We start from the raw sequence: 20,519 nt of genomic DNA on the forward strand, positions 1-20,519 counted from the left end.
CGAGGCCTGCGCTGCGAGGCGCGCCGCATCCTGCACCGCCTGCATCGCCTGGATGGCGCGCGTGGCCCGCGCCAGCGCATCCTGGCTTTGCTGGGCGACTGCCGCGGCCTCCTGCGCCGCCGACTGCGATGCTGCCATCGCCGCCGCCGATGGTGTCGGCGCCTGTCCGCCCAGTGGGCGCGCCATCACCGCCGCATTCGCCAGGAACAGCGCCATCACACTGACGCCGGTCAGCAGCGCCGCGTGACGGGCATGGCGGCGCGTGGGACCGGTGGCGGTCGAGGACGGACGGGCGGACATCGGGCGGCTCCTTCAGACAACGGTACGCCCCTGACGCTGCAGCCGGATGTCGCCGCCGCCTCGGGGGTCAAGAGAGGTCTCACCGCTGAGACCGAATCCCGAGTGGCCGTTGACTACGCTTTCGGAAGATTTTTTTGAGAAATTTTTTACCCGCCCTCGCCCGAATCAGCTCAGCAGCACGATTCCACCCGGCAATCGCTGCAGTTTTGCGCCGAACGCACGCCCCAATCCCAACAGCGCCTCATTCATCTGATCGATGCGAAAGCGACCGCTGAGCTGTTTCTGGCCCAAGGCCGCGTTCATCAAAATGATGCGGCCGGGCCGATATCGATTGATTTCTTCCACGGCTTCGATGAGTGGCGTACCGCGGAATTCGACGATGCCGCGCTGCCACTCCGAGGCTAGCTGCGGATCGACTGCAGCAATCTGGCTCAGTCCCGCAAGATCATAGCGCACGCGCTGGCCAGATCGCAGGGCCACCACGTCGGTTCCACGTTCAATCCGCACCGCGCCCTCGAAACAGGTCACGCTGACCGGGGACCGCTCGCCGCTTGCGGTGTAGCGAACATCGAACCGGCCGGATTCGGTGGTCGTCCTGCCGTCTGCCGCCAGGACCACGAGCGATCGCGCCAGGCGCGTCGATATTGCAAACGACGCCTCGCCGGAGAGCAACTCGATGCGATCTTCGATTCCTTCCGCGGGACGGATGGCCAGGCTCGTCTGCGTGTTCAGGCCGATCGCCACGTCGCCAGCGAATGTGACATGGCGTTGCTCGCCGGTGCCGGTGCGGTAATCCGAATTCAGTTCGGACAATGACGGCCAAAGTCCGAACGGCGGGTCGAGCACGCCGTAGACCGATACCGCGGCAAGTGCCGCGACGCCGCCGCTCAACACCGCGCGACGGCTCATCCTGCGGCGCCGTCCCAGCGCATCGAGCTTGGCTACAAAGCTTTCATCCGGATCCGACAGAGCATGGCCGGCGGCACCGGCCGTACGCCATAGGCGCTTCGCCTCCAAAAAGGCGGCTTCATGGAGAGGACTGCGCGCGCGCCAGAGTTCCAGCGCCGCCAGGTCTTTCGGCGTCATGTCTCCGGATGTGAGCTTCTGCAGCCGGTCGACCGCTTCCCGCTCTACCGGATCCAGACCTGGATGTGCCTTGCTCATCTCGATGCTGCACCTTTCGCGGCTTCTTCCGTGAGAACGCCGGCGACGATTGCAGGAATTCTTGCCTCTAAGACGATTCTCGGCGACCGGAAGTGCACGCTCAACCCTTCAATTCCTTATAGCGCGCCAGACAATGTTCGAGTGCCAAGCGGAGTTCTTTCGCAACGAGCTGCCGGGAGATTCCGAGCCGGTCGGCGATTTCCTGGCGGGGAACATTGCCCACCCGCGCCGCCAGAAAGATCACCCGTCGCCGCTCGGGGAGTTCGTCGACGATCGCCTCGAATGCCTCCAGGTCAGACCGCGCCAACATGGTTTGCTCAGCCGTCGGCGCATCGTCGGGCAGCTCAAGCAGGCTTTCGATCTCGATGGCCGATATGCGTTGACGCCGCTCCATCCGGCGGCGATCCTCTGCCACGTTCAACGCGATTCGGAAGAGATAGCTGCGCGGACTTTGAACGGCGCCAATCGATTCCGCGCGCGACAGGCGCAACCACGTGTCCTGCATGGCATCGCCGGCGAGATCGGCCGAGCCGAGGCGTTGAGTCAGACGCGCCTTGAGGTCGTCATAGCGATCGACAAACAGGCGGCGGATGATCGTCAAGGCGTTCTCGGTCATGGCCGGGTCCCGGCCGATCGGAGGTTGGGATCGGGCTTGCCGCAACCCTGCACCACGCCGGGCCCTTGCGGCACGATCAAGATCAAGACCGGCTGCAGGAAGCCCGCCGGCGGCGGCTCGTTGAACCGCACGCTGCGCAAGGTCGCATCAATCCGCTCATCGGCATCCGGCGTGCCGGTGGACCCGATACGTTGGGATCTCTGGACGGCACCGTCTGGCGCGATCCAGAACACGGCGGCGAAGCGATACCTGCCCGGACGCGCGCCGCCCGATCGGCAAAGAGCATCCGCAATGCTCGCCTGAATCTGTCCATAGTAACGCCGATGTTCTGGCGATCGTGTTTGCTGCGCCGCCTGCTGAGTGGCGAGCGGTTCTGGCAACAGCACGAAAGTCGTCTCGGCGACGAACTCGGCAGCCAGACCGGTGCCCGACAGGAGCTTTCGGAGCGCCTCGTCCAGCGCAAACACGCCCAGGACATCGCCGGAGAGGCGGCCGGCCGCAAGGCTCGTGTCGTAGAGGGCGTCGCGTCCGGTCGCATCGACATAGCGACTGAGTGCGGCGGCGAGCGGTTGCGAGGGGATATTGAATTCGATCGGCGCATTCGCTGGCCTTGTCTGAGCCGCGGCCATGTCGATACCCGCAGCCATGCCCGCGACGGTCAACGCGCATGCCCAAGCTGCCAGCCGCCTATTGGCCGACGCAGCGACAACACGCTTGGCGCGATCCGGTTTGAGTTCGGCTTGGGCCGATCGAAGCATCACCACTGTCCCCGCCCACGCAGATCAGGACAGCCGCTCCAGCTTCCCAGTGCTACGACCTGCCCGCCGACGGTCCAAATTGCGCGTCAGCGCACATCCCAAGCCAACGCGCGGCGGACGCTAGTGACGTAATATTACGGTTTGACGACAACCGAAGCCCTCACGTGTCCGGCTTCGCCGCGGCAGAAGCCGGTTTCCATGTCCCCGTCGTGTCCCATCTCGGTATCCGTGTCGACGATCCAGCCCAGGCACATGGGTGCCCGCCTCAGTCGCTCACGCGAGACTCGCAAGTGGCAATTCGGTGGTCGACTTGATCTGCTCCATCGTGAACATCGACGAAACGTCGTGCAAGTCGATCTTTGCGATCAATCGTTGGTAGAGATCATCATAGGCGCGAATGTCAGATACGACAGCTCGGATCAAATAATCGACGTCGCCGCTCAAGCGATAGAAATCCACGACCTCCGGAAAACTCGTGACGATTTTCCGGAATTTCTGCGCCCACTCCGCATTGTGTTGGTTGGTCTTGACGGCGATGAAGACGCTGACACCAAGGTTCAGCTTTTCCGCGTCCAATAGCGCCACCCGGCGTTTGATGTAGCCGGAGCTCTCAAGCTTCTGGATCCGCCGCCAGCAGGGCGTCGAACTCAACCCGACCCGCTCGGCAATGTCCTGCATCGAGAGGCTGCTATTCACCTGCAGCGTTGCCAAGATCTTGCGGTCGAAGTCGTCGAGCATGCAAACCTCCGAATCCAGGAGGGAAAAGAATGTTTTGGTTGCCGTGAACCTTGTTTGAAGAATGTTATTGCCATATGCACGCTGCGGCTAGCATGAACTTTCATCAGACGCTGTACAATCTCGCGGCAGCGTGTAGCGTCCCCGCCGCGAGCCAGGCGCCCTCATGGGAAATCTGCTGATGAAAAGCCCGCCAGGCGAGGCATCGGACAGCTAAAGCGGCCAATCCTTGCCTGTTCCGGCGGCAGTGCGGCTTACAGCCGCTGGCCGCCGCTGGCGTCGATCTGTTGGCCCGTGACCCAGCCGCCATCGTCGGACGCCAGGAACGCGACGACCTTGGCGATATCGGCGGGCTGGCCGACACGTCCAAGCGCAATCGAATTGGCAACCGCGCGGCTGGCGACGGGGTCGCGCGCGTTGGCGTTCATGTCGGTCGCAGTGGCGCCTGGCATCACGGAGTTCACCGTGATTTGTCGCCCGCCAAGATGAACGGCGAGCAGCCGACTGAACGCCTCCAGGCCCGCTTTTGTCGGCGCATAGGCCGCCATGGCGGGGTAAGCGGCGCGCGTTCCCATCGACGAAATGTTGATGATGCGGCCACCGTCGCGGAGATGGGGCAACAGAGCCTTGATAAGAAAGAACGGCGATTTGAGATTGGTCTGCAACAGAAGCTCAAAATCTTCTTCCGTAATCTCCTCGATCGTCGCACGCTTGCCGACACCGGCATTGTTGACGAGGATATCGAACGCTGTGTTGCCGTATCGCTCGGTTAGTTCCGCGGTGAACTTTGCGGCAAGCGCCACGGCACCGCCACGCGCCGATAGATCGGCCTGCAGTGCAAACGCAGCCCCACCGGCAGCGACGATCGCGTCGACAACAGCGCGCGCGGCACCCTCGGCAGAGTGATAATGAACCGCAACGATCGCACCGTCTTCTGCAAGCCTGAGTGCGATCGCCTGCCCGATGCCGCGGCTGGCGCCGGTGACCAATGCAATCTTGCCTGCCAGCGTGCTCACGCCGACCAGCCTTTCGCCGCCTCGAGCTGGCGGGCGCGATCAATCAGCGATTTGCGGTCGATCTTGTTGGTGCCAGCCCAGGGCAGCTCATTGACGAACTCGATGCGGCGCGGATGCTGATAGGCCGGTCCATTCGCGATCGTGAACTTGCGGATATCGTCCGCGGTCGGCTTGGCGTCGGCGCGGGTGACGATGAAGGCGACCGGGACCTGGCTGCGCTCCTCGTCCGGCAGCGGCACCACCGCCGCCTGCTGCACCTGCGGATGACGTTCGAGCAGCTTCTCGACCTCGCCCGGATAGACGTTCTCGCCCGAGCAGACGAACATGTCGTCGGCGCGGCCGACGAAATAGTAGAAGCCGTTCCCGTCGCGACGCATCACGTCGCCGCTGTAATACCAGCCATCGGTGATCGCCTTCGCCGTCTGCTGCGGCAGATTGTGATAATGATCCATCAGCGCAGGATTGCGCATCAACAGCACGCCCTCATTCTCGGTACCATTGATGAGCTTGACGGTCTCGGGATCGATAGGATAGCCGAGCGCGAGCGGCGGCGTTGGAATGCCCTTTGGATGCGGCCCGAACACCGCGGGCCCGGCTTCGGTGGTGCCGTAGCCGATGGAGAGCGTGACGTTCGGCAGGACCTGCTTGATCTTGTCCCACAGGCCCATCGTCATCGGCGCCGAGCCCAGCATCAATCGCCTGACGGAAGTGATGTCGTTCTGAGCCAGCAGCTCGCGCTCCTTGACCACCCGCGCCCACATGGTGGGAACGGCCGTCGCCGCCGTTGCCTTGTACTTGGCGATCGCCTCGATATAGCTCCTGGTCTCGAACGATGGCAGCAGCACCACGGACGCGTTGGTCGCAAAGATTGTCTTGGTCGCGAATAACCCATTCATGTGAAACAGCGGCTGCGCGATGATGTAGCGCTCGCTTTCGTTGAGCGCGCCGCTGGTTCGGGTGGAGAGCGCCCAGAGCTGACCGAGATGCGACAACGGCACGCCTTTCGGCCGGCCGGTCGAACCGGAGGTGTAGAGCATCTGGCCCACTTCGTCCGGCCCGGCCACGACGCTGTCGAAGGAATCGAAGGGCTTTATGCTCGCGGCAAAACCGTTCGGCCCAACGTCGTCGAAGTCGATCGCCGGAATGCCCTCGCGCACCTGAGGGCGGTTCGCACCGTCGACAAAGGCGAGCGCGATCTTGGCGTCGTCCATCACATAGTCGATGGTATCGCGCGCGACCTTGATATTGACGGGCACCGCGATACAGCCCGCGCGCATGATGCCGAAATAAGCCGCGACATATTCGGCGCGATTGAATGACAGGATGGCGATATGCGTACCGCGGGAAAATCCACGGTCTGTCAGATATTTTGCGACCCCGTTGGCGAGCTGATCGACCTGTCGGTGGGTATAGATCCTCGGGCCACCGGGCAAGGCGAGATCGATGATCGCTTCCTTGTCCAGGTTGCCCCTGCGATCGATCAGATCGCCCAGATTGTGCCAACGCATCGGCAGAACTCCGTCTTTCGTATCAGCTAACTGGCCGCACTCACTGCCCGCGGCAACTCGGCGGGCTGCTCAAGCAAGTCGTAATGGCAGGCCACCATTCGGCTGCCGGACACCTTTCGCAGTACCGGCCGCTCCTTGCCGCAGCGCTCGCGCGCCATCGGGCAGCGCTCATGGAAGCTGCAGCCTTGGGGTGGATCGAGCGGGCTTGGCAGTTCGCCCTGCAAGACCTGCTTGGCCCGGCCGCGCGCCAGTCGTGGATCGGCGATCGGCGCCGCCGCCAGCAGGGCAAGCGTGTAAGGATGCGCCGGCTGCCGCCAAATTTCTTCACCGCTGCCGCTTTCGACGATGCGGCCGAGATACATCACGATCAGACGATCGGAGATGTGTTCGACCACCGAGAGGTCGTGGGAAATGAAGAGAAAGGACACGCCGGTCTGCTGCTGCAGGTCCTGCAACAGATTGATCACCTGTGCGCGGACGGAGACGTCCAGCGCCGATACCGGCTCGTCGCAGATGATGACTTTCGGCCGCAGCGCGAGCGCACGCGCAATGCCCACGCGCTGGCGCTGGCCGCCGGAGAACTCGTGCGGATAGCGGCGCTCGGCATCCGCCGGCAGGCCGACTTGCCTGATCAGCTCGGCAACACGATCGCGAATGTCACGGCGCGACCAGCCGGCAACGCTGAGCGGTTGGCCGATGATGGTGCCGACGTCATGGCGCGGATTGAGCGAGCCATAGGGATCCTGAAAGATCATCTGCATGTTCTTGCGTAGGGACTTGAGCTGCCCGCTCGACATGCTCGTGATGTCCCGCCCGTCAAGCACGATGCGGCCGTCGGAGCTCGGGACCAGCCGCATGATCGCCTTGCCGAGGGTCGACTTGCCGCAACCGGATTCGCCGACCAAGCCGACGGTTTCTCCGGCTTCGAGCTCAAAGCTGACGTCGTCGACCGCGCGCACAGTGCCCTGCGCGGTCTGGTACTGAACGCAAAGGCTACGTACGGACAACAGCGGCATGTCGCGACAGCTCCTCTTCGGCGGCGAAACACGCCGCAGTGCGTCCCGGCAATAGCGACATCAGGTCCGGTCTCTGCGCGCGGCAACGATCGAATGCGTCGGGACAGCGATTCTGGAAGGCGCAGCCGGCCGGCAGGTCCGACAGCGGCGGCACGCTGCCGCCAATCTCTGCCAGGCGGGTGCCGCGCCGACGCGTCGCCGAAGGCGTGGCACCGAGCAAGCCGCGGGTGTAGCGATGCAGCGGCCGCTCGAATAGCGCCTCTACCGGCGCCTCCTCGACCTTGCGGCCGGCATACATCACCACAACGCGGTCGGCGGTCTCGGCCACGACGCCGAGGTCGTGCGTGATGATGATCAGCCCCATGCCCGAACTCGCTTGCAATTCCTTGAGCAAGGCAAGGATCTGCGCCTGGATCGTCACGTCGAGCGCCGTGGTCGGCTCATCGGCGATCAAAAGCTTCGGCCCGCAGGCGATCGCCATCGCGATCATGACGCGCTGGCTCATGCCGCCGGACATCTGATGCGGAAAATCGTTCAGCCGTCGCTCGGCATCGGGGATGCGCACCTGGCGCAGCAATTCGACGGCGCGGGCATGCGCCTCGGCACGCGAGACGTCATTGTGCTGCTGAATCGCCTCGATCAATTGGTCGCCGATGGTGGTGACCGGATTGAGCGAGGTCATCGGATCCTGAAAGATCATCGAGATGTCCTTGCCTCGAACCCGCCGCATCTCGCGATCGGACAAGGACGTCAGCTCGCTGCCCATGAAACGCACGCTACCGCCGACGACCTTCGCCGGCGGATATGGCAACAGCCGCATGACCGCGAGCGCGGTCAGCGATTTGCCGCAGCCAGACTCGCCGACAATCGCTACCGTCTCGCCTGCCGCCACCGTCAACGACAGCCCATCCACCGCCGGCAGCACGCCGCGGCGCGTGAACAGCGACACCTTCAGCCGGTCGATCTCGAGAACCGGGCCGTTGCCAGCCGCCATGTCAGCGATCCCTGAGTTTCGGATTAAGCGCATCGTTGAGACCATCGCCGACCAGGTTGAGCGCCAGCACCGTGACCATGATCGCCAGTCCCGGCACGGCGCAGATGTACCAGGAGGTGCGGATCAGGGTCCGGCCATCGCCGATCAGCCGCCCCCAGCTCGAGACGTTGGGATCGCCAAGCCCCAGGAACGACACCGCGGATTCGAACAGCACGGCGCCGGCTATCACGAGCGAAGACAGCACGATCACCGGCGGCAGCGCATTTGGCAGGATCTCGCCAAGCATGATGCGCAAGTTTCCCATGCCCATGGCGCGGCAGGCCTGGACGAACTCACGATCGCGCAGCGCCATGAATTCCGCCCGCGTCAGTCGCGCAATCGGAGTCCATGTAACGATACCGACAGCGATCGTGACATATTCAATCTTCTGGCCGAGGATCGAGACGATCGTCAGTACGAAAATCAAATTCGGAACGGTCTGGAACAGCTCGGTGAAACGCATCAGCATTTCATCGACCCAACCGCCGAAGTAAGCGGCGGTGGCGCCGACCGTGATCCCGATCAGCGTCGCCGTGACGCTGGCGCATAGCCCTATCAACAGCGTCGTGCGCGCGCCGTACGCGATCATCGCCGCGATGTCCCGGCCGAGCGAGTCGGTGCCCAACGGGTAGCGCGAATTGACAAAGGGCCAGATCTCGGGACGGCCGACGATGCGCAAGGGGTTGCGCGGGAACAGCCAAGGCGCCGCCAGCGCGACGCCGATCACGACAATGACGAGCAGAAGGCCGATCAGCGCGGCGCGGTTGCGCGCGAAGCGACGAACAAAATCGATCCCGAGCCTGAGCATCCGCCTACCTCGCCCGGATGCGCGGGTCGAGCCGCAGATAGAGCAGATCAACGGTTGCGTTGGCGACCGCCACGAGCAGCGAGCCAAGCACGAGCACGCCAAGCACCATCGGAAAATTCCGGCTCATCACGCTGTCGAACAGCAGGCTGCCGATGCCGGGCCAACTGAACACGGCCTCGATCACGACGGAGCCACCCAGGATGGTGCCGAGCTGCAGGCCGAGCAGCGTCACGATCGGAAGCAACGCGTTGCGCATGACATGTGCGACCACAACGCGTGACGGCGAGAGCCCCTTGGCGCGCGCGGTGCGGACGAAGTCGAGCCGGAACACTTCCAGCATCGAGGCCCGCATCACCCGCGCATAGGTCGCGGCATAGAACAACCCGAGCGCCGTCGCCGGGAGCACCAGATGGTGCATGACATCGAGCGCATCGGCGAACGCGCCGTTGCCGGCTCCAATCGTCCGCATGCCTCCGACCGGAAACCAGCCGAGTTTGACCGCGAACAGCACCGTCATCATGATGCCGAGCCAAAAGCTTGGCGCGGCGAAGAAGAACACTGCCGCAAGCGAGATCAAATTGTCCCAGATCGTGTTGACCCTGACGGACGCCAGCACACCGGCCGTGACCCCCACGAGCAGTGCCACCGAAGTCGCCGCCAGCATCAGGATCACAGTGGCCGGCAACTGGTCCATGATCACGTTGAGCACCGGCGCGTTCTGCCGGTAGGAGAAGCCGAGATCGAGCCGCATCACCGACCAGATATACTTGGCGAGCTGCACCCAGGTCGGCTGGTCGACGCCGTAGGTGTGACGGAGCTGATCCAGCATCGCCGGATCGGAGATCTGCTGCTCGGCGGTCATGACGTCGAACAGGCTGCCCGGCGCGAGGTGGATCAGCACGAAGTTGAGCACGATCACCGCCAGAACCAGCGGGATTACCTGAGCCAATCGGCGAAGCACGATGCGGTTCAAGTCGGTGCTCCCTTATCTAGCGATCGAGCCAGAGTTCAGCCCAGCTTTCCCCCATGAAGTCGGCGGTAGCGGAGTGATTGCGGACGTCGGATCGGACAATCGTCACCGGCTCCAGATCGACCATGGGAAGCAGCGGAGCCTCTATCGTGGCCAGGCGATCGAAATCCTTGGCCAGCACGATGCGCTTCGGCTCATCGGTCTCGACCGTCATCTTGGCAACGATCTCGTCGAGCTTCGGATTGGAATAGCCGGTCGCGTTACGGAATGCGGCGCCCTTCACGATGCCGTCGGTGGTGTAATATTGCGTCGTGCTCGGGATGAGCTCGATGCCGCCGGAATTATTGGAGATCGCGACGTCATAGTCGTAATCGCTGTAGATCCGCTTGAGCGAGGTGGCTCGATCCGGCACCGCGAGATCCACGGTGATATCGAGGTCCTCGAACGCCTGCTTCACATACTGGCCGATCTTGATGTTCTCCTCGAACCAGCCGGCCGAAACCAGGCTGAGCTTGAAGCGCGAGCCGCCCTTCACCGGGAAGCCCGCGGCATCCAGCATCTTCCCTGCCTTCTTGACGTCGAACGGATAGTCCTGGACGTCGTTGGTGAAGAAGATCGTATTGGAACTGTGAACGGCGCCGAGCGAGGGACGCGCACGGCCGAAGAACACGGTGTCCGCAATAAACTGCCGATCGATGGCCTGCATCAGCGCTTGACGCACCTCGCGCTTGTTGAAGATGTCGCGGCGCTGGTTGAACTCGATGGTGGTGACCCAGGCCGAGTTCGCATATCCCTTGGTCTCGGCGATAATCTTGCCACCGGAGGCCAGCCGCGCGATATCCGGCATCGGGATCGGATTGAAGGTTCCGATGTCGAGCTGCCCTGCCTCAAACGCAGCCGCCCTTGACGCCGGATCGCGCCACCAGCGAATGACCAGGCGGTCGAGATACGGCAGTCCCGGATTCCAGTATTTCTCGTTGCGCAGATACTCGACATGGCTGCCACGCACCCATTCCTTGACTTTGAACGGGCCGGTACCAATAGGCGCGTTATTGATCGGATTGGTGATGATGTTGCTGCCGGCGTAGATGTGCTTTGGAATTACCAAGCCGGATTTGCCGGCCAGCACAGATTTGAGGAAGAATTCAGGGACCGGGGCCTTGAACTTCAGCACCACGGTGAGCGGGTCGGTAGCCTCCGCGCTTTCGAGCGCATCGAGAGAGACGCCGGCCGAGATCGGCTTCCAGTACTGCATCGCGTTGAAAACGACATCCTCGGCGGTGAACGGATTGCCGTCATGCCAGGTGACGCCCTCGCGCAGCTTGATCGTGTAGCTCTTGAAGTCGGCCGATGGCTTGATGTCGACGGCCAGCACCGGCTCGAACTTCAGATCGACCGTCAGGCGGATCAGACGCTCCAGTACCTTGGTCGAGGTGAAGTACGGACTTGAGCCGCCGCCCGGCGGCACGAACAGGGATTGCGGCTCGAAGCCGCCCCAGGTGCCGATCAGCGTACCACCACGCTTTGGCGTTTCCAGCCCAGCCAGCGCAGGTTCGGCCATGCTTGATGCGAGCGCGGCACCCGCCGTGGTGATCAGAAAGTCACGTCTCGAAAACCTGCTCATCGTCTGGCCCCTCTATGATTGCGTCGAACCGGCCTCATTGCAGCGCGCATCCGTCCCGTTCTCGCTGTTACTTTGTATCCAGCGTCGAATAGGTGCCCCTTCCGATCGCGAGCAACGAACCCTTCTCGTCGAACACATCGACATCAGCGACGCCGACGCTCTTGCCGGCGCGCCGCACGCGTGACACTGCAACCAGCGCCGTATCGACCGCAGGCCTGAGGTAGTCGACGCGGAAATTGACAGTCGGCAGGCCCCGCCCGACCATCATGCCGACGGCAAAATCGCCGACCGTGTCGATGACGGAAGCGATCACGCCGCCGTGCCATTGCTTCGAGCCGGGACGACGCTCGAATTCGGGACGCATCGCCGAGCGCATGGTGACTTCCTGCTTGACCGGATCGGCGTCCATGACGGTCAGACCGAGGAACAGATTGAACGGCGAGACATCCAGCATCTTCTGGATATCGGCCGCGGTAAGCGTGGTGACTTCTGTCTTGCTCACGGCGTCACCACGACTTTGCCGAACACCGCCCGATCTTCGATCACGCGCACCGCTTCCTTGGCCTGTTCAAGCGGATAGGACTTGTCGATCAGGACCTGCAGCTTGCCCGCCTGCACCAGATCGAACAGCTTTTCGATATCCTCGCGCTCCCAGCCGTTGGAACCGAGGACCTGCAGCTCGAAAGTCCAGATGAAACGGAGGTCCTCGGTGGGCGAAAATCCAGCCGTGGCGCCACAGGTCAGGAGACGGCCTCCCAGCTTCAGGCAGCGAAGCGACTTCACCCAGGTGTCGCCCCCGGTAAAATTGACCACCACGTCGACGCCGCCGCCTTCAACGAAGCGCCGGCGATGCGGCTTGCCGTGGCGCTCGAAGACTGCCTTCATGAAATCGGTCTGCGTGTAGAGAATGATTTCGTCGGCGCCGAGCTCCTTGAGCCGCCGCCCCTTCTCCTCGCTGCCGGCACAGGCGATCACATAGGCGCCGGCCAGTTTCGCGAGTTGCACACAGCAAACGCCGACGCCGCCGCTCGCGCCAAGGATCAGTACTTTTTCGCCCGGCTTGATCTTGCCGATCGTGTTCATCACGCGGATCGCCGTGCCGTAGGCCACCGGCAGCGCCGCCGCCTGCTCGAAGCCGACATTGTCGGGAATCTTAACCAATTGGTGCGCCTTGGCCCGGCAATATTCCGCGAGGCCCCCGTCCTGGGTCTCGCCCATCAAGCCGCCTTCGACGCGGTTGACCGGATCAATCAGCACGCGATCGCCGACCTTCCAGCCGGTGACGCCCGCGCCAAGCTCCGCGATCTCGCCGACTACGTCGAGGCCGATGATGACCGGCAGCGGCACCTTGATGCCGGGCATGCCGCGGCGGGTGAACACATCGTGGTAGTTGATCGAAGAGGCCTTGACCCGCACGACGACGTCACCCTCCGCCGCCTTCGGCGTTGGATAATCGGGCACGAATTGAAGCTTGTCGTTGTCGCCATGTTCGCGAAGGACTAGGGCACGCATCTTGTCATTCAACTCCGTGTTAGGCCGCCGCGGCAAGCGACCAGGTCGCCAGTCCGTCGATCGCCTGTTGGGTTATCGAGATCGCCTGTTCGGTGGTCTGCTCGCGCCAGTTGGCCGATACCGGCACGAAGCAGTCGTGAAGATCGGCTCTCAAGAGCTGCACCCGTTCGCTGTCGCGTTCGGCCTTGAATTTGAGCCATAGATCGAGTTGCAGCGCGCGCCGGACATGGACGCCGCGGGTGCCGAACTCGACGACAGCGCTGACCATCGGCCGGCGACCGAGGAATTTCGTCAGGCCGTGGAACACCAGCCCTTGATAGTTCGGCCGCGCCATGTTGTGTGGCCGCTGGCCGATGAGCCGCTCCTTGCCCCACCAGCGCACGGCCTCAGCGTGCAGCGGTCCGTTTTCGTCGTTGAAGCAAAGGAAGAACGCCTCGGCCCAGCCTCCGATGCCGGTATGCCAATCGATGAAGCCGACACGCTCGGCCTGACCGAGGTGATCGGCGACGATCTTCTCCAACGTAACGTTCGACCACTCGCGGGCGACGCCGCCGAAATTGTTGCCATTGGGGAAGTCGTACTGCCCGCTCGCGAGCACATTGAACAATGCATCATCGCCATGCGCAGCACGAAAGCGATCGAGCGCTCCGGTATAGGCTTGAAGGGCCGCCGGCGTCCAATCATCCGGGACCAGATCCGGATACAGCGTTGCATAGCCGGGATTGGCCGGATGCGGCGCTTCGTGATCGACAAAATTGCGATTGAGATCGACGTTATTCTCGGTCGTGCGGGTGCCCCACGCGAAACCATACGGATTGATCGCATGCACCAGCAACACTGAGAGATGCGGCGGCAGCGCCCGCGTCGGGGCGCTCTTCATCCACGCAACCTGCGCCGCCGAACCGCTGAGACCTTCAAGGCCGTGCGTGCCGCTGATCACGATCAACTGCGACGGGGCGGCGGCATCGCCGAGCCGCGCGACGTCGACCACGAGATCCTGGCCGTCAGGCGTCCTTAGGGTCGGATGACGATATTCGGACAGCGCGCCACCCAGCTCGGCCGCAGTCGCGCGGAATTTGGTGCGGGCGCCTGCATAGTCCAACGCAAAGCTCTCGGTGAAATCGATCATCATGGCACCGTGAACCCGAGTGCCACGTTGGCTGCATCCGTATGGCTGACGACGATCCCGTCGGCGTAGGGCCGGTAACCGATCCCCGACCTCTCGAACACCGTCCGCGGCGCCTCGAGCGAAGGCACCTTGAACACCAGCGCGACCATGCGATCCGAGCCGTTCTCGCTGACCAGCGCAGCATCGGCATAGCGTTCGGCAACTGCCGATGGCTCCAGCACACGGATGGTGGCGGTGCCGGCACGGAACAATACGCCGCCAGGCACCTCACTGAGCAAAGGCACGCCGAACATTCGCTCATACAGTGCAGCGGTGCGCGACGGCGCTTTCGACGCGATGACGAATTCGACGATGTCGGTGACACCGTTCGGGTGCGCACGCCATTCCGGTCGGTAGACCAGTTCCGGAGTATCGTGGTGGCAGAAGAAGGTACGGCCGTTCTGCACCTCTTCGCTGCCGACGCGAACCACCCTGAAGCGCGCATCCTGCGTACCGCCCGGAAACGACACTGGGCGCGAAAAGCTCATCGGCTCTTCCGCTGGAACGCCGCGCTGCTTCAAGGCGGCAAAGACAAGATCGGGGTCGACTGATTTGAACACCAGCCCGGTCAGCCCCGGCGGATGCGTCCACAGATCGGCGCGCCTGGTCTCGCTCCCCGGCAGATATCCGAGCAGTTCCAGGTAGTTCTCGCCAAAGATCGCGAGGTTATTGCTCGAGCCGAGCGAATGATGACCACGTTCCGTCAGCTTGAAGCCGAGCCGGCCATATTGCGCGGCCGCCTCGTCGAGCTTCCCCATCACATTAATGACGGCGTGATCGAGAACGGGCTTCACTGCATTGATAGTCAAAGCCTTGTCACTCACTTCTTTACAAACCTACCCGCGGCTCGCAGATTTTTAGGCAAGATCGGTGCCACTTCAGGATTGCACTCCCTGCGCTGCACGCGGATGAGACGCTTGTTTCGTCATGGAGAAATCCACGGCGGCGTCAGCGTGCAGCATCGTCGAGTCGAACACCGGAAGATCAATGTGTTGCGGTCCGACCAACAGACAGATTTCGGTACAACCGAGGATCACGCTGTCGGCACCGTTTAACTTTCCGCGCGCGATGACATCGAGGTAGCGGCGGCGCGACCGGTCGCTGACGACGCCTTGGCATAGCTCATCGAAGATGATGTCATGGACCGCGATGCGATCTGCTTCGTCGGGAATGATCGGATCGAGCGCAAACTGCTCGCGCAGCCGCTGCACATAAAAATCCTGTTCCATGGTGTAGCGTGTCGCCAGCAGCAACGGGCGCTTGCATCCGCCGGCCTTGATCGCGCTGGCGGTAACATCGGCGATATGCAACAGCGGGATCGATACCGCCCGCTGCACCTCGTCAGCGAGCTTGTGCATGGTGTTGGTGCAGATCAGGAGGCAGCCGGCGCCGCCCTCCTCCAGCTCGCGGGCAATGTTTGCAAGAATTCTGCAGGCTTCATCCCAGCGTCCCTGCTTCTGCAGATTGACGATCGCGTCGAAGTCGACCGATCGCATCAGGATTTCAGCGGAGTGAAGTCCACCCAACCGGGTTCGGACCTGTTCATTGAGCCGCCGGTAATAGACGGCGGTGCTTTCCCAACTCATTCCGCCGATCAAGCCAATCGTTCGCATTTCCTGCTGCTCGCTCCACACGACATCTCTGCCTTGCGGAAAGACTAGCAACGACGTTGCGCAATTCGGTTGCGTATCGGGGACTTATAGGGGCTTCGAGCTAAAAATAGACTTCATAGTTCGAGCGGATTCTGGAATAGCATTTCACAATCTCGGGGCGTCCCGAGTTGGACATGCTGCGGGACTCATTATTCGTTGTCCCCAGCGCGACACCTGTCTTGCATACGGATTGATCGACGGTTCTTCCGTCTGCGTCGTCGACGCTTAGTCGCTGGCGGCCGATCCGTGGTCGCGCACGGCGAGCTCGGCGCCAGCCCTTTGAATAATTGTCAAGAATATCGTTAGCCGGGCGATCACCCTGCGCCGAGAGCGTCTCAGCCATCAGTCCCGCGATCTGTCGGGCATCATCCTTGTCGGTCTTGATGAGCCCTGCGATGGCGCCGCGCTTGTCGGCGTCACTGTAGTGCCGCTTGATATTGAATTTGGGTTCGAGCCGCGTCACTGCCATCGAGAAGCCAACGATGTGCGGCATCAAGGCGGCGCGGCGCTGCGGGCTGTAGTCCGCGATCGACCACTGGGCGGGAAAGCGGCTTTCGTTGACACGCACCAGGTCATCGACAACCTGATCGAGGCCGGCGCGGTCGAGCAGGCGGACGTCACCGTGGGCATGGACCACCGCATACGACCAGCTCGGCGCCGCCGGACATTCCTTCGTGTACCACTGAGCCGACACATACGCATTCGGGCCGTTGAAGACGAACACCGCTTTCGGCTGGCGCTCCAGCGATTTCCAATGCTCATTAGCGCGCGCGACATGACCGCGGATGTGGGTTACCGCACCGTGTTTCACATCAACCAGCACCGGGATGTGGGAGAAATGCAGTTCACCGTTTTCGGTCGAAACCAGAAGCGCGAAGCCGAGCTCCGACATAAGGTCGATAGCAGCGGTGTCGGTCGTCAGGGTGCGTTCGGGACGGTAGAACATGCGAGACCTCCCCTCAGGCAACGAGCGCGGGCTTGAAAGCCTGGGGGTAATGTCTTGTCGCAAACTCCGCGGTAATCAGCCCCTGCTCGAGGTCACGCTCAACGAGTTCGACCGGGCGCTTCGCAGGATCGCCCCAACCGGCGCCGCCGCCGACCGTGAGCTGAACGATATCGCCTTTCTGCAGGGTCATGACCGCGGTGGTTGGCAGGTCGATGACGTCTTTGCCCCGGATCACCTTCAACGATGCGAGGGCTCCGTCGGCGCCGCCCATCCTGCCGCGTGCCGGATAGAGAAAGTGTTCCGAGTAGTAGCTGAGGACGACGTTATCCTCCAGCACCTGGATGGCGCGCGTAAAGCCTAGACCGCCGCGCCATTCTCCCGCGCCACCGGAATTCGGAACAAGGCCATAACGCAGCATACGGATATGAGGGTGGATCTGCTCGATCGACTCGATCGGCGTATTGCGGCTCGATGACAGAACACCGGCGAGGGCGTGCGCGCCGTCGTAGCCCGGTGCGCCGCCATAGCCGCCGCCGAGCACGTCCGCGTAGATGCGCGTGCCGCCATTCGGCCGCTCCTGCACAAGGTAGAGGCCGGTGGTGGAATTGAAGCCCTGCGCTGGAACTCGATCCGGAATCGCCTTTCCGAGCGCCTCATGGATTGCGTCGAGCACGCGATAGGACACGGCAATGCGGGCGCGCACCGGTCGGCCGGGCATCGGATTGACGATCGTACCCTCGGGCAGCCGGATATCAATCAGACGATTGCAGGCATCGTTGGCCGGAATGTCCTTATCGGCGAGCAGGCAGCGAACAGCCGAGATCGCCGCAGCGATCGACGACGATTTCGAGCTGTTGAACATGCTGTGCACCTCTGGTGCCGTGCCGGTGAAGTCCAGCACCATGGCTCCGTCAGCGACCGTAACGGTCGCAACGACCTTTAGCGGAATATCGCCACGTACGTCCGCGTCGATCCATGCCTCGCCGGTCCATGTTCCGTTCGGAATCGTCGCGATGGCCGCCCGCATGCGGCGCTCCGTATAATCGAGCGTCTCCGCCATCGCGCGGACCACCAGATCGTAGCCGTGACGTTCGGCCAGTTGCTGGAGACGCTCGATGCCGGTCCGATTGGCGGCAAGCTGAGCGTAGAAGTCGCCGCGGCCGACTTCTACGTCCGGACGTTGGCGAAGATCAGGCGGTCGATCGCGCCGCCCATCAGGTCCCTTTCGACATCGATCAGCAGCGGCGGAATGACAATCCCTTCCTGCAGCAATTCAGTCGCATCAATGTTGATCCCGGCGCCGCCGCCTCCGACGTCGAGATGATGCGCCGTATTACCGACCCATCCGATCAGGACCTCATCGGCGAACACGGGCTGGAAGATGATGAAGTCGTTGAGATGCTGCCCTCCGGCATAGGGATCGTTGAGCAGGATCGCGGAGTTGGGCCCGATCCCGGAGATGTCGAGTTGCGCGACGGATGCCCTGAACGCTTCGCTCAACCCGCCATTGTGGATCGGGATCATTTCGGCCTGCGACACCACGTTGCCGTGCGCGTCGAGAATCGCGGTCGAGCAGTCGCGAGCCTCGCGCACGATGGTCGAGAACGCAGAGCGGACAAGAATTGCCCCCATCTCATTCGCGATCGCTCGGATCGCGTTGGCAAGGATCGCGAGCTTGGTCTGTTCGCCGAACATCACTTTTTCTCCAGCAGCAGATCGCCGCTCTCGCAGCAGCGCGCCGTCCAGCCCGGCGGCACCAGTGTCGTGGTCGTCGGCTCTTCGAGAATGACCGGGCCCGTGATTGTCTCGCCGAAATCAAGATCAGAACGATCCATGAAGGTCGCGGCAACGGATTTGCCCTGGAGGACGATATCGCACGTCTCGCGCTTACCGTTCCGACCAGGATCTCCCTTGGGAGTAACGACGTTGAGCTTGTTCTTGCGGGTAAGCCGCGCCCGCGCGTTGACGATCTGAACCGGCAAGTTCGGTCGCGTGTAGCCATAGCGCTCACGGTGCAGGCTCTCGAAAACGTCACGCAATTCCGAGGGGCTTGCCCGTGCCACGTCTGTCCAGACCGTCAACTCGAATCCCTGGCCCGCGTAGCGCAGATCGAGTCCCATCTGAACGTCGTAGCCGCCAGCGGCCAAGCCGAGACTCGCGGCATAGCCGTCACATGTCGCGGCCAGATCGGCTACGCCGATCTCGGCGAGCGACTCGGCAGTCAACGGCTGCAATCTCGCCTTGATGAAGTCGACCTTGAGATCGGCGATCAGCAGGCCGAAAGCGCTGGTGATGCCGGGCGACCACGGAACAAGAACGCGGTTCATGCCGACCTCGTCGGCCACTGTCGCTGCGTGCAGCGGGCCGCCACCGCCATAGGCCACGAGCGTAAAGTCACGCGGATCGATGCCCCTCGCAGTCGAGACAAGACGAACCGCCGCCGCCATGTTGCTGTTGACCATCTGCAACACGGCATCCGCCTTGTGCCTGAGGTCGCCCGGCACCTTCAGCGACGTGAATGCATCTTTCGCAGCCCCGACATCGAGCGTCATCTTGCCTGCGAAGAAGTGCGACGGCCGCAGCAGTCCGGCGATCAACTGCGCGTCTGTCACCGTCGGCAGCTTGCCGCCGCGGCCGTAGCATGCCGGCCCAGGCTCGGCTCCCGCACTGGCCGGCCCGACATTGAGGAAGCCGCCGGAATCAAGCGCCGCGATGCTGCCGCCGCCGGCGCCGACCGTAACCATGTCAAGCGCGGTGGTGCGGATCGGCAAGTCATCGACCATAAGCTCTTGCACCACCCGCGGCTCCAGCATGGGCGCGACCGCCACATCCGTGCTGGTGCCCCCCATATCGATCGTGATGATGTCGTTGATGCCGTTGCGGCGTGCGAACCATGCGGCGGCCTGAACGCCTGCGGCCGGCCCCGACAGCAGCATGCGCACGGCGTTGTCACCCGCTGCTTCCGCCGGCATGATGCCGCCATTCGACTGCATGATCTGCAAGCCGCTGCGGCAGCCGCGATCGGTCAGACCGCGATCCAGCCGATCGACGTAATCGACGACCACCGGGGAGACGAAGGAATTGACCACCGTCGTCACGGTGCGCTCGTATTCACGGAACTCAGGCGATACGCGGCTCGAACAGCCGACGCGCGTTGTGGGGCTCATCGAGAGAATGAGTTCGCGCAGGCGATCCTCGTGAACTCCATTGCGGTAGGCGTGCAACAGGCAGATCGCAATCGACGTCACGCCGTTGTCGAGGAGAAACTGGATTTCCTGCTGTGCCACCTCTTCATCGAGGGCTTCGACCACATTGCCGCACCCGTCGATGCGTTCCGGAATCTCGCGGATGAAGCGCCGCTCTACCGGTGCGCGGGGTTTGTGATAGAAAGCCGTATAGATGTTGCCAACGCGATCGTGCAAGCCGATTTCGGTGATGTCGCGAAAGCCCTTGGTGGTGAGAAGCCCGGTGCGCGCGCCGCGCCGCGTGATCAACGCGTTGGTGGCGATCGTCGAACCGTGCGAGAAGCGCGTTACCTCCTTTAACCGCACGGCAGCCTGATCGACCGCGTTCTCAACTGCCTTGTGGACCTGGCTCGGTGTCGATGGAACCTTGCCGACGGAGACCACGCCTTCCTCGTCCACCCAGACGAGGTCCGTAAATGTCCCGCCAATTTCGACGCCAACCTGCATT

The 20,519-nt window shown here is 62.8% G+C and carries 21 protein-coding genes; all 21 read right to left on the reverse strand.

Annotated features, from left to right (window positions below):
• Positions 1–300 (reverse strand): hypothetical protein (locus CWO89_RS10830; protein WP_207234450.1); only part of this gene is annotated, 300 nt, incomplete at its 3' end.
• 165 nt (positions 301–465) lie between these two features.
• The gene (locus CWO89_RS10835) at positions 466–1,464 is read right to left on the reverse strand and encodes a FecR family protein (protein ID WP_130578612.1); all 999 of its coding nucleotides are present in this window, start codon (positions 1,462–1,464) and stop codon (positions 466–468) included.
• Between the two features lie 100 nt (positions 1,465–1,564).
• Entirely contained in the window at positions 1,565–2,080 is a 516-nt protein-coding gene (locus CWO89_RS10840; RefSeq protein ID WP_130578613.1) for an RNA polymerase sigma factor, read from the reverse strand.
• Complete coding sequence (locus CWO89_RS10845) at positions 2,077–2,838, reverse strand: STN domain-containing protein (RefSeq protein WP_130578614.1); 762 nt, start codon at positions 2,836–2,838, stop codon at positions 2,077–2,079. The genes CWO89_RS10840 and CWO89_RS10845 overlap by 4 nt, the downstream gene beginning before the upstream one ends.
• Before the next feature lie 273 nt (positions 2,839–3,111).
• Positions 3,112–3,576 carry an Lrp/AsnC family transcriptional regulator gene (locus tag CWO89_RS10850; protein WP_130578615.1) on the reverse strand — a complete coding sequence of 155 codons (465 nt, stop codon included), beginning with the start codon at positions 3,574–3,576 and terminating at the stop codon, positions 3,112–3,114.
• A gap of 251 nt (positions 3,577–3,827) precedes the next feature.
• Complete coding sequence (locus CWO89_RS10855; RefSeq protein ID WP_130578616.1) at positions 3,828–4,589, reverse strand: SDR family oxidoreductase; 762 nt, start codon at positions 4,587–4,589, stop codon at positions 3,828–3,830.
• Positions 4,586–6,097 (reverse strand): class I adenylate-forming enzyme family protein, encoded by a 1,512-nt coding sequence (locus tag CWO89_RS10860; protein ID WP_130578617.1) that lies wholly within the window; start codon positions 6,095–6,097, stop codon positions 4,586–4,588. The genes CWO89_RS10855 and CWO89_RS10860 overlap by 4 nt, the downstream gene beginning before the upstream one ends.
• Before the next feature lie 26 nt (positions 6,098–6,123).
• On the reverse strand, positions 6,124–7,113 hold the full coding sequence (locus tag CWO89_RS10865) for an ABC transporter ATP-binding protein (RefSeq protein ID WP_130578618.1): 990 nt from the start codon (positions 7,111–7,113) through the stop codon (positions 6,124–6,126).
• Positions 7,091–8,107, reverse strand: a complete 1,017-nt coding sequence (locus tag CWO89_RS10870; RefSeq protein ID WP_130578619.1) for an ABC transporter ATP-binding protein — start codon at positions 8,105–8,107, stop codon at positions 7,091–7,093. Before CWO89_RS10870 ends, CWO89_RS10865 begins: the two co-directional genes overlap by 23 nt.
• A 1-nt stretch (position 8,108) precedes the next feature.
• A complete protein-coding gene (locus tag CWO89_RS10875; protein WP_130578620.1) occupies positions 8,109–8,954 on the reverse strand; it encodes an ABC transporter permease in 846 nt (281 codons plus the stop codon).
• 4 nt (positions 8,955–8,958) lie between these two features.
• Positions 8,959–9,927, reverse strand: a complete 969-nt coding sequence (locus CWO89_RS10880; protein WP_130578621.1) for an ABC transporter permease — start codon at positions 9,925–9,927, stop codon at positions 8,959–8,961.
• Between the two features lie 16 nt (positions 9,928–9,943).
• Positions 9,944–11,548: an ABC transporter substrate-binding protein gene (locus CWO89_RS10885; RefSeq protein WP_130578622.1), complete on the reverse strand. Its 1,605-nt coding sequence runs from the start codon at positions 11,546–11,548 to the stop codon at positions 9,944–9,946.
• Between the two features lie 67 nt (positions 11,549–11,615).
• Positions 11,616–12,050, reverse strand: a complete 435-nt coding sequence (locus tag CWO89_RS10890) for a PaaI family thioesterase (protein WP_207234451.1) — start codon at positions 12,048–12,050, stop codon at positions 11,616–11,618.
• A complete protein-coding gene (locus CWO89_RS10895; RefSeq protein ID WP_130578623.1) occupies positions 12,047–13,060 on the reverse strand; it encodes a quinone oxidoreductase family protein in 1,014 nt (337 codons plus the stop codon). Before CWO89_RS10895 ends, CWO89_RS10890 begins: the two co-directional genes overlap by 4 nt.
• Before the next feature lie 19 nt (positions 13,061–13,079).
• The gene (locus CWO89_RS10900; RefSeq protein WP_245475978.1) at positions 13,080–14,189 is read right to left on the reverse strand and encodes a M14 family metallopeptidase; all 1,110 of its coding nucleotides are present in this window, start codon (positions 14,187–14,189) and stop codon (positions 13,080–13,082) included.
• A complete protein-coding gene (locus CWO89_RS10905) occupies positions 14,189–15,037 on the reverse strand; it encodes a VOC family protein (RefSeq protein ID WP_245475980.1) in 849 nt (282 codons plus the stop codon). The genes CWO89_RS10900 and CWO89_RS10905 overlap by 1 nt, the downstream gene beginning before the upstream one ends.
• 69 nt (positions 15,038–15,106) lie before the next feature.
• Entirely contained in the window at positions 15,107–15,841 is a 735-nt protein-coding gene (locus CWO89_RS10910; protein WP_130578647.1) for an aspartate/glutamate racemase family protein, read from the reverse strand.
• A 100-nt stretch (positions 15,842–15,941) separates the two neighbouring features.
• On the reverse strand, positions 15,942–16,826 hold the full coding sequence (locus tag CWO89_RS10915; RefSeq protein ID WP_130578625.1) for an FMN-binding negative transcriptional regulator: 885 nt from the start codon (positions 16,824–16,826) through the stop codon (positions 15,942–15,944).
• Between the two features lie 13 nt (positions 16,827–16,839).
• Entirely contained in the window at positions 16,840–18,099 is a 1,260-nt protein-coding gene (locus tag CWO89_RS10920; protein WP_130578626.1) for a hydantoinase B/oxoprolinase family protein, read from the reverse strand.
• Complete coding sequence (locus CWO89_RS48825; protein ID WP_130578627.1) at positions 17,994–18,521, reverse strand: hydantoinase B/oxoprolinase family protein; 528 nt, start codon at positions 18,519–18,521, stop codon at positions 17,994–17,996. The genes CWO89_RS10920 and CWO89_RS48825 overlap by 106 nt, the downstream gene beginning before the upstream one ends.
• A complete protein-coding gene (locus tag CWO89_RS10930) occupies positions 18,521–20,518 on the reverse strand; it encodes a hydantoinase/oxoprolinase family protein (protein WP_130578628.1) in 1,998 nt (665 codons plus the stop codon). The genes CWO89_RS48825 and CWO89_RS10930 overlap by 1 nt, the downstream gene beginning before the upstream one ends.
• Position 20,519 lies beyond the last annotated feature (1 nt).

It is taken from the genome of Bradyrhizobium sp. Leo170 (assembly GCF_004296405.1).
Taxonomy (GTDB): Bacteria; Pseudomonadota; Alphaproteobacteria; order Rhizobiales; family Xanthobacteraceae; genus Bradyrhizobium.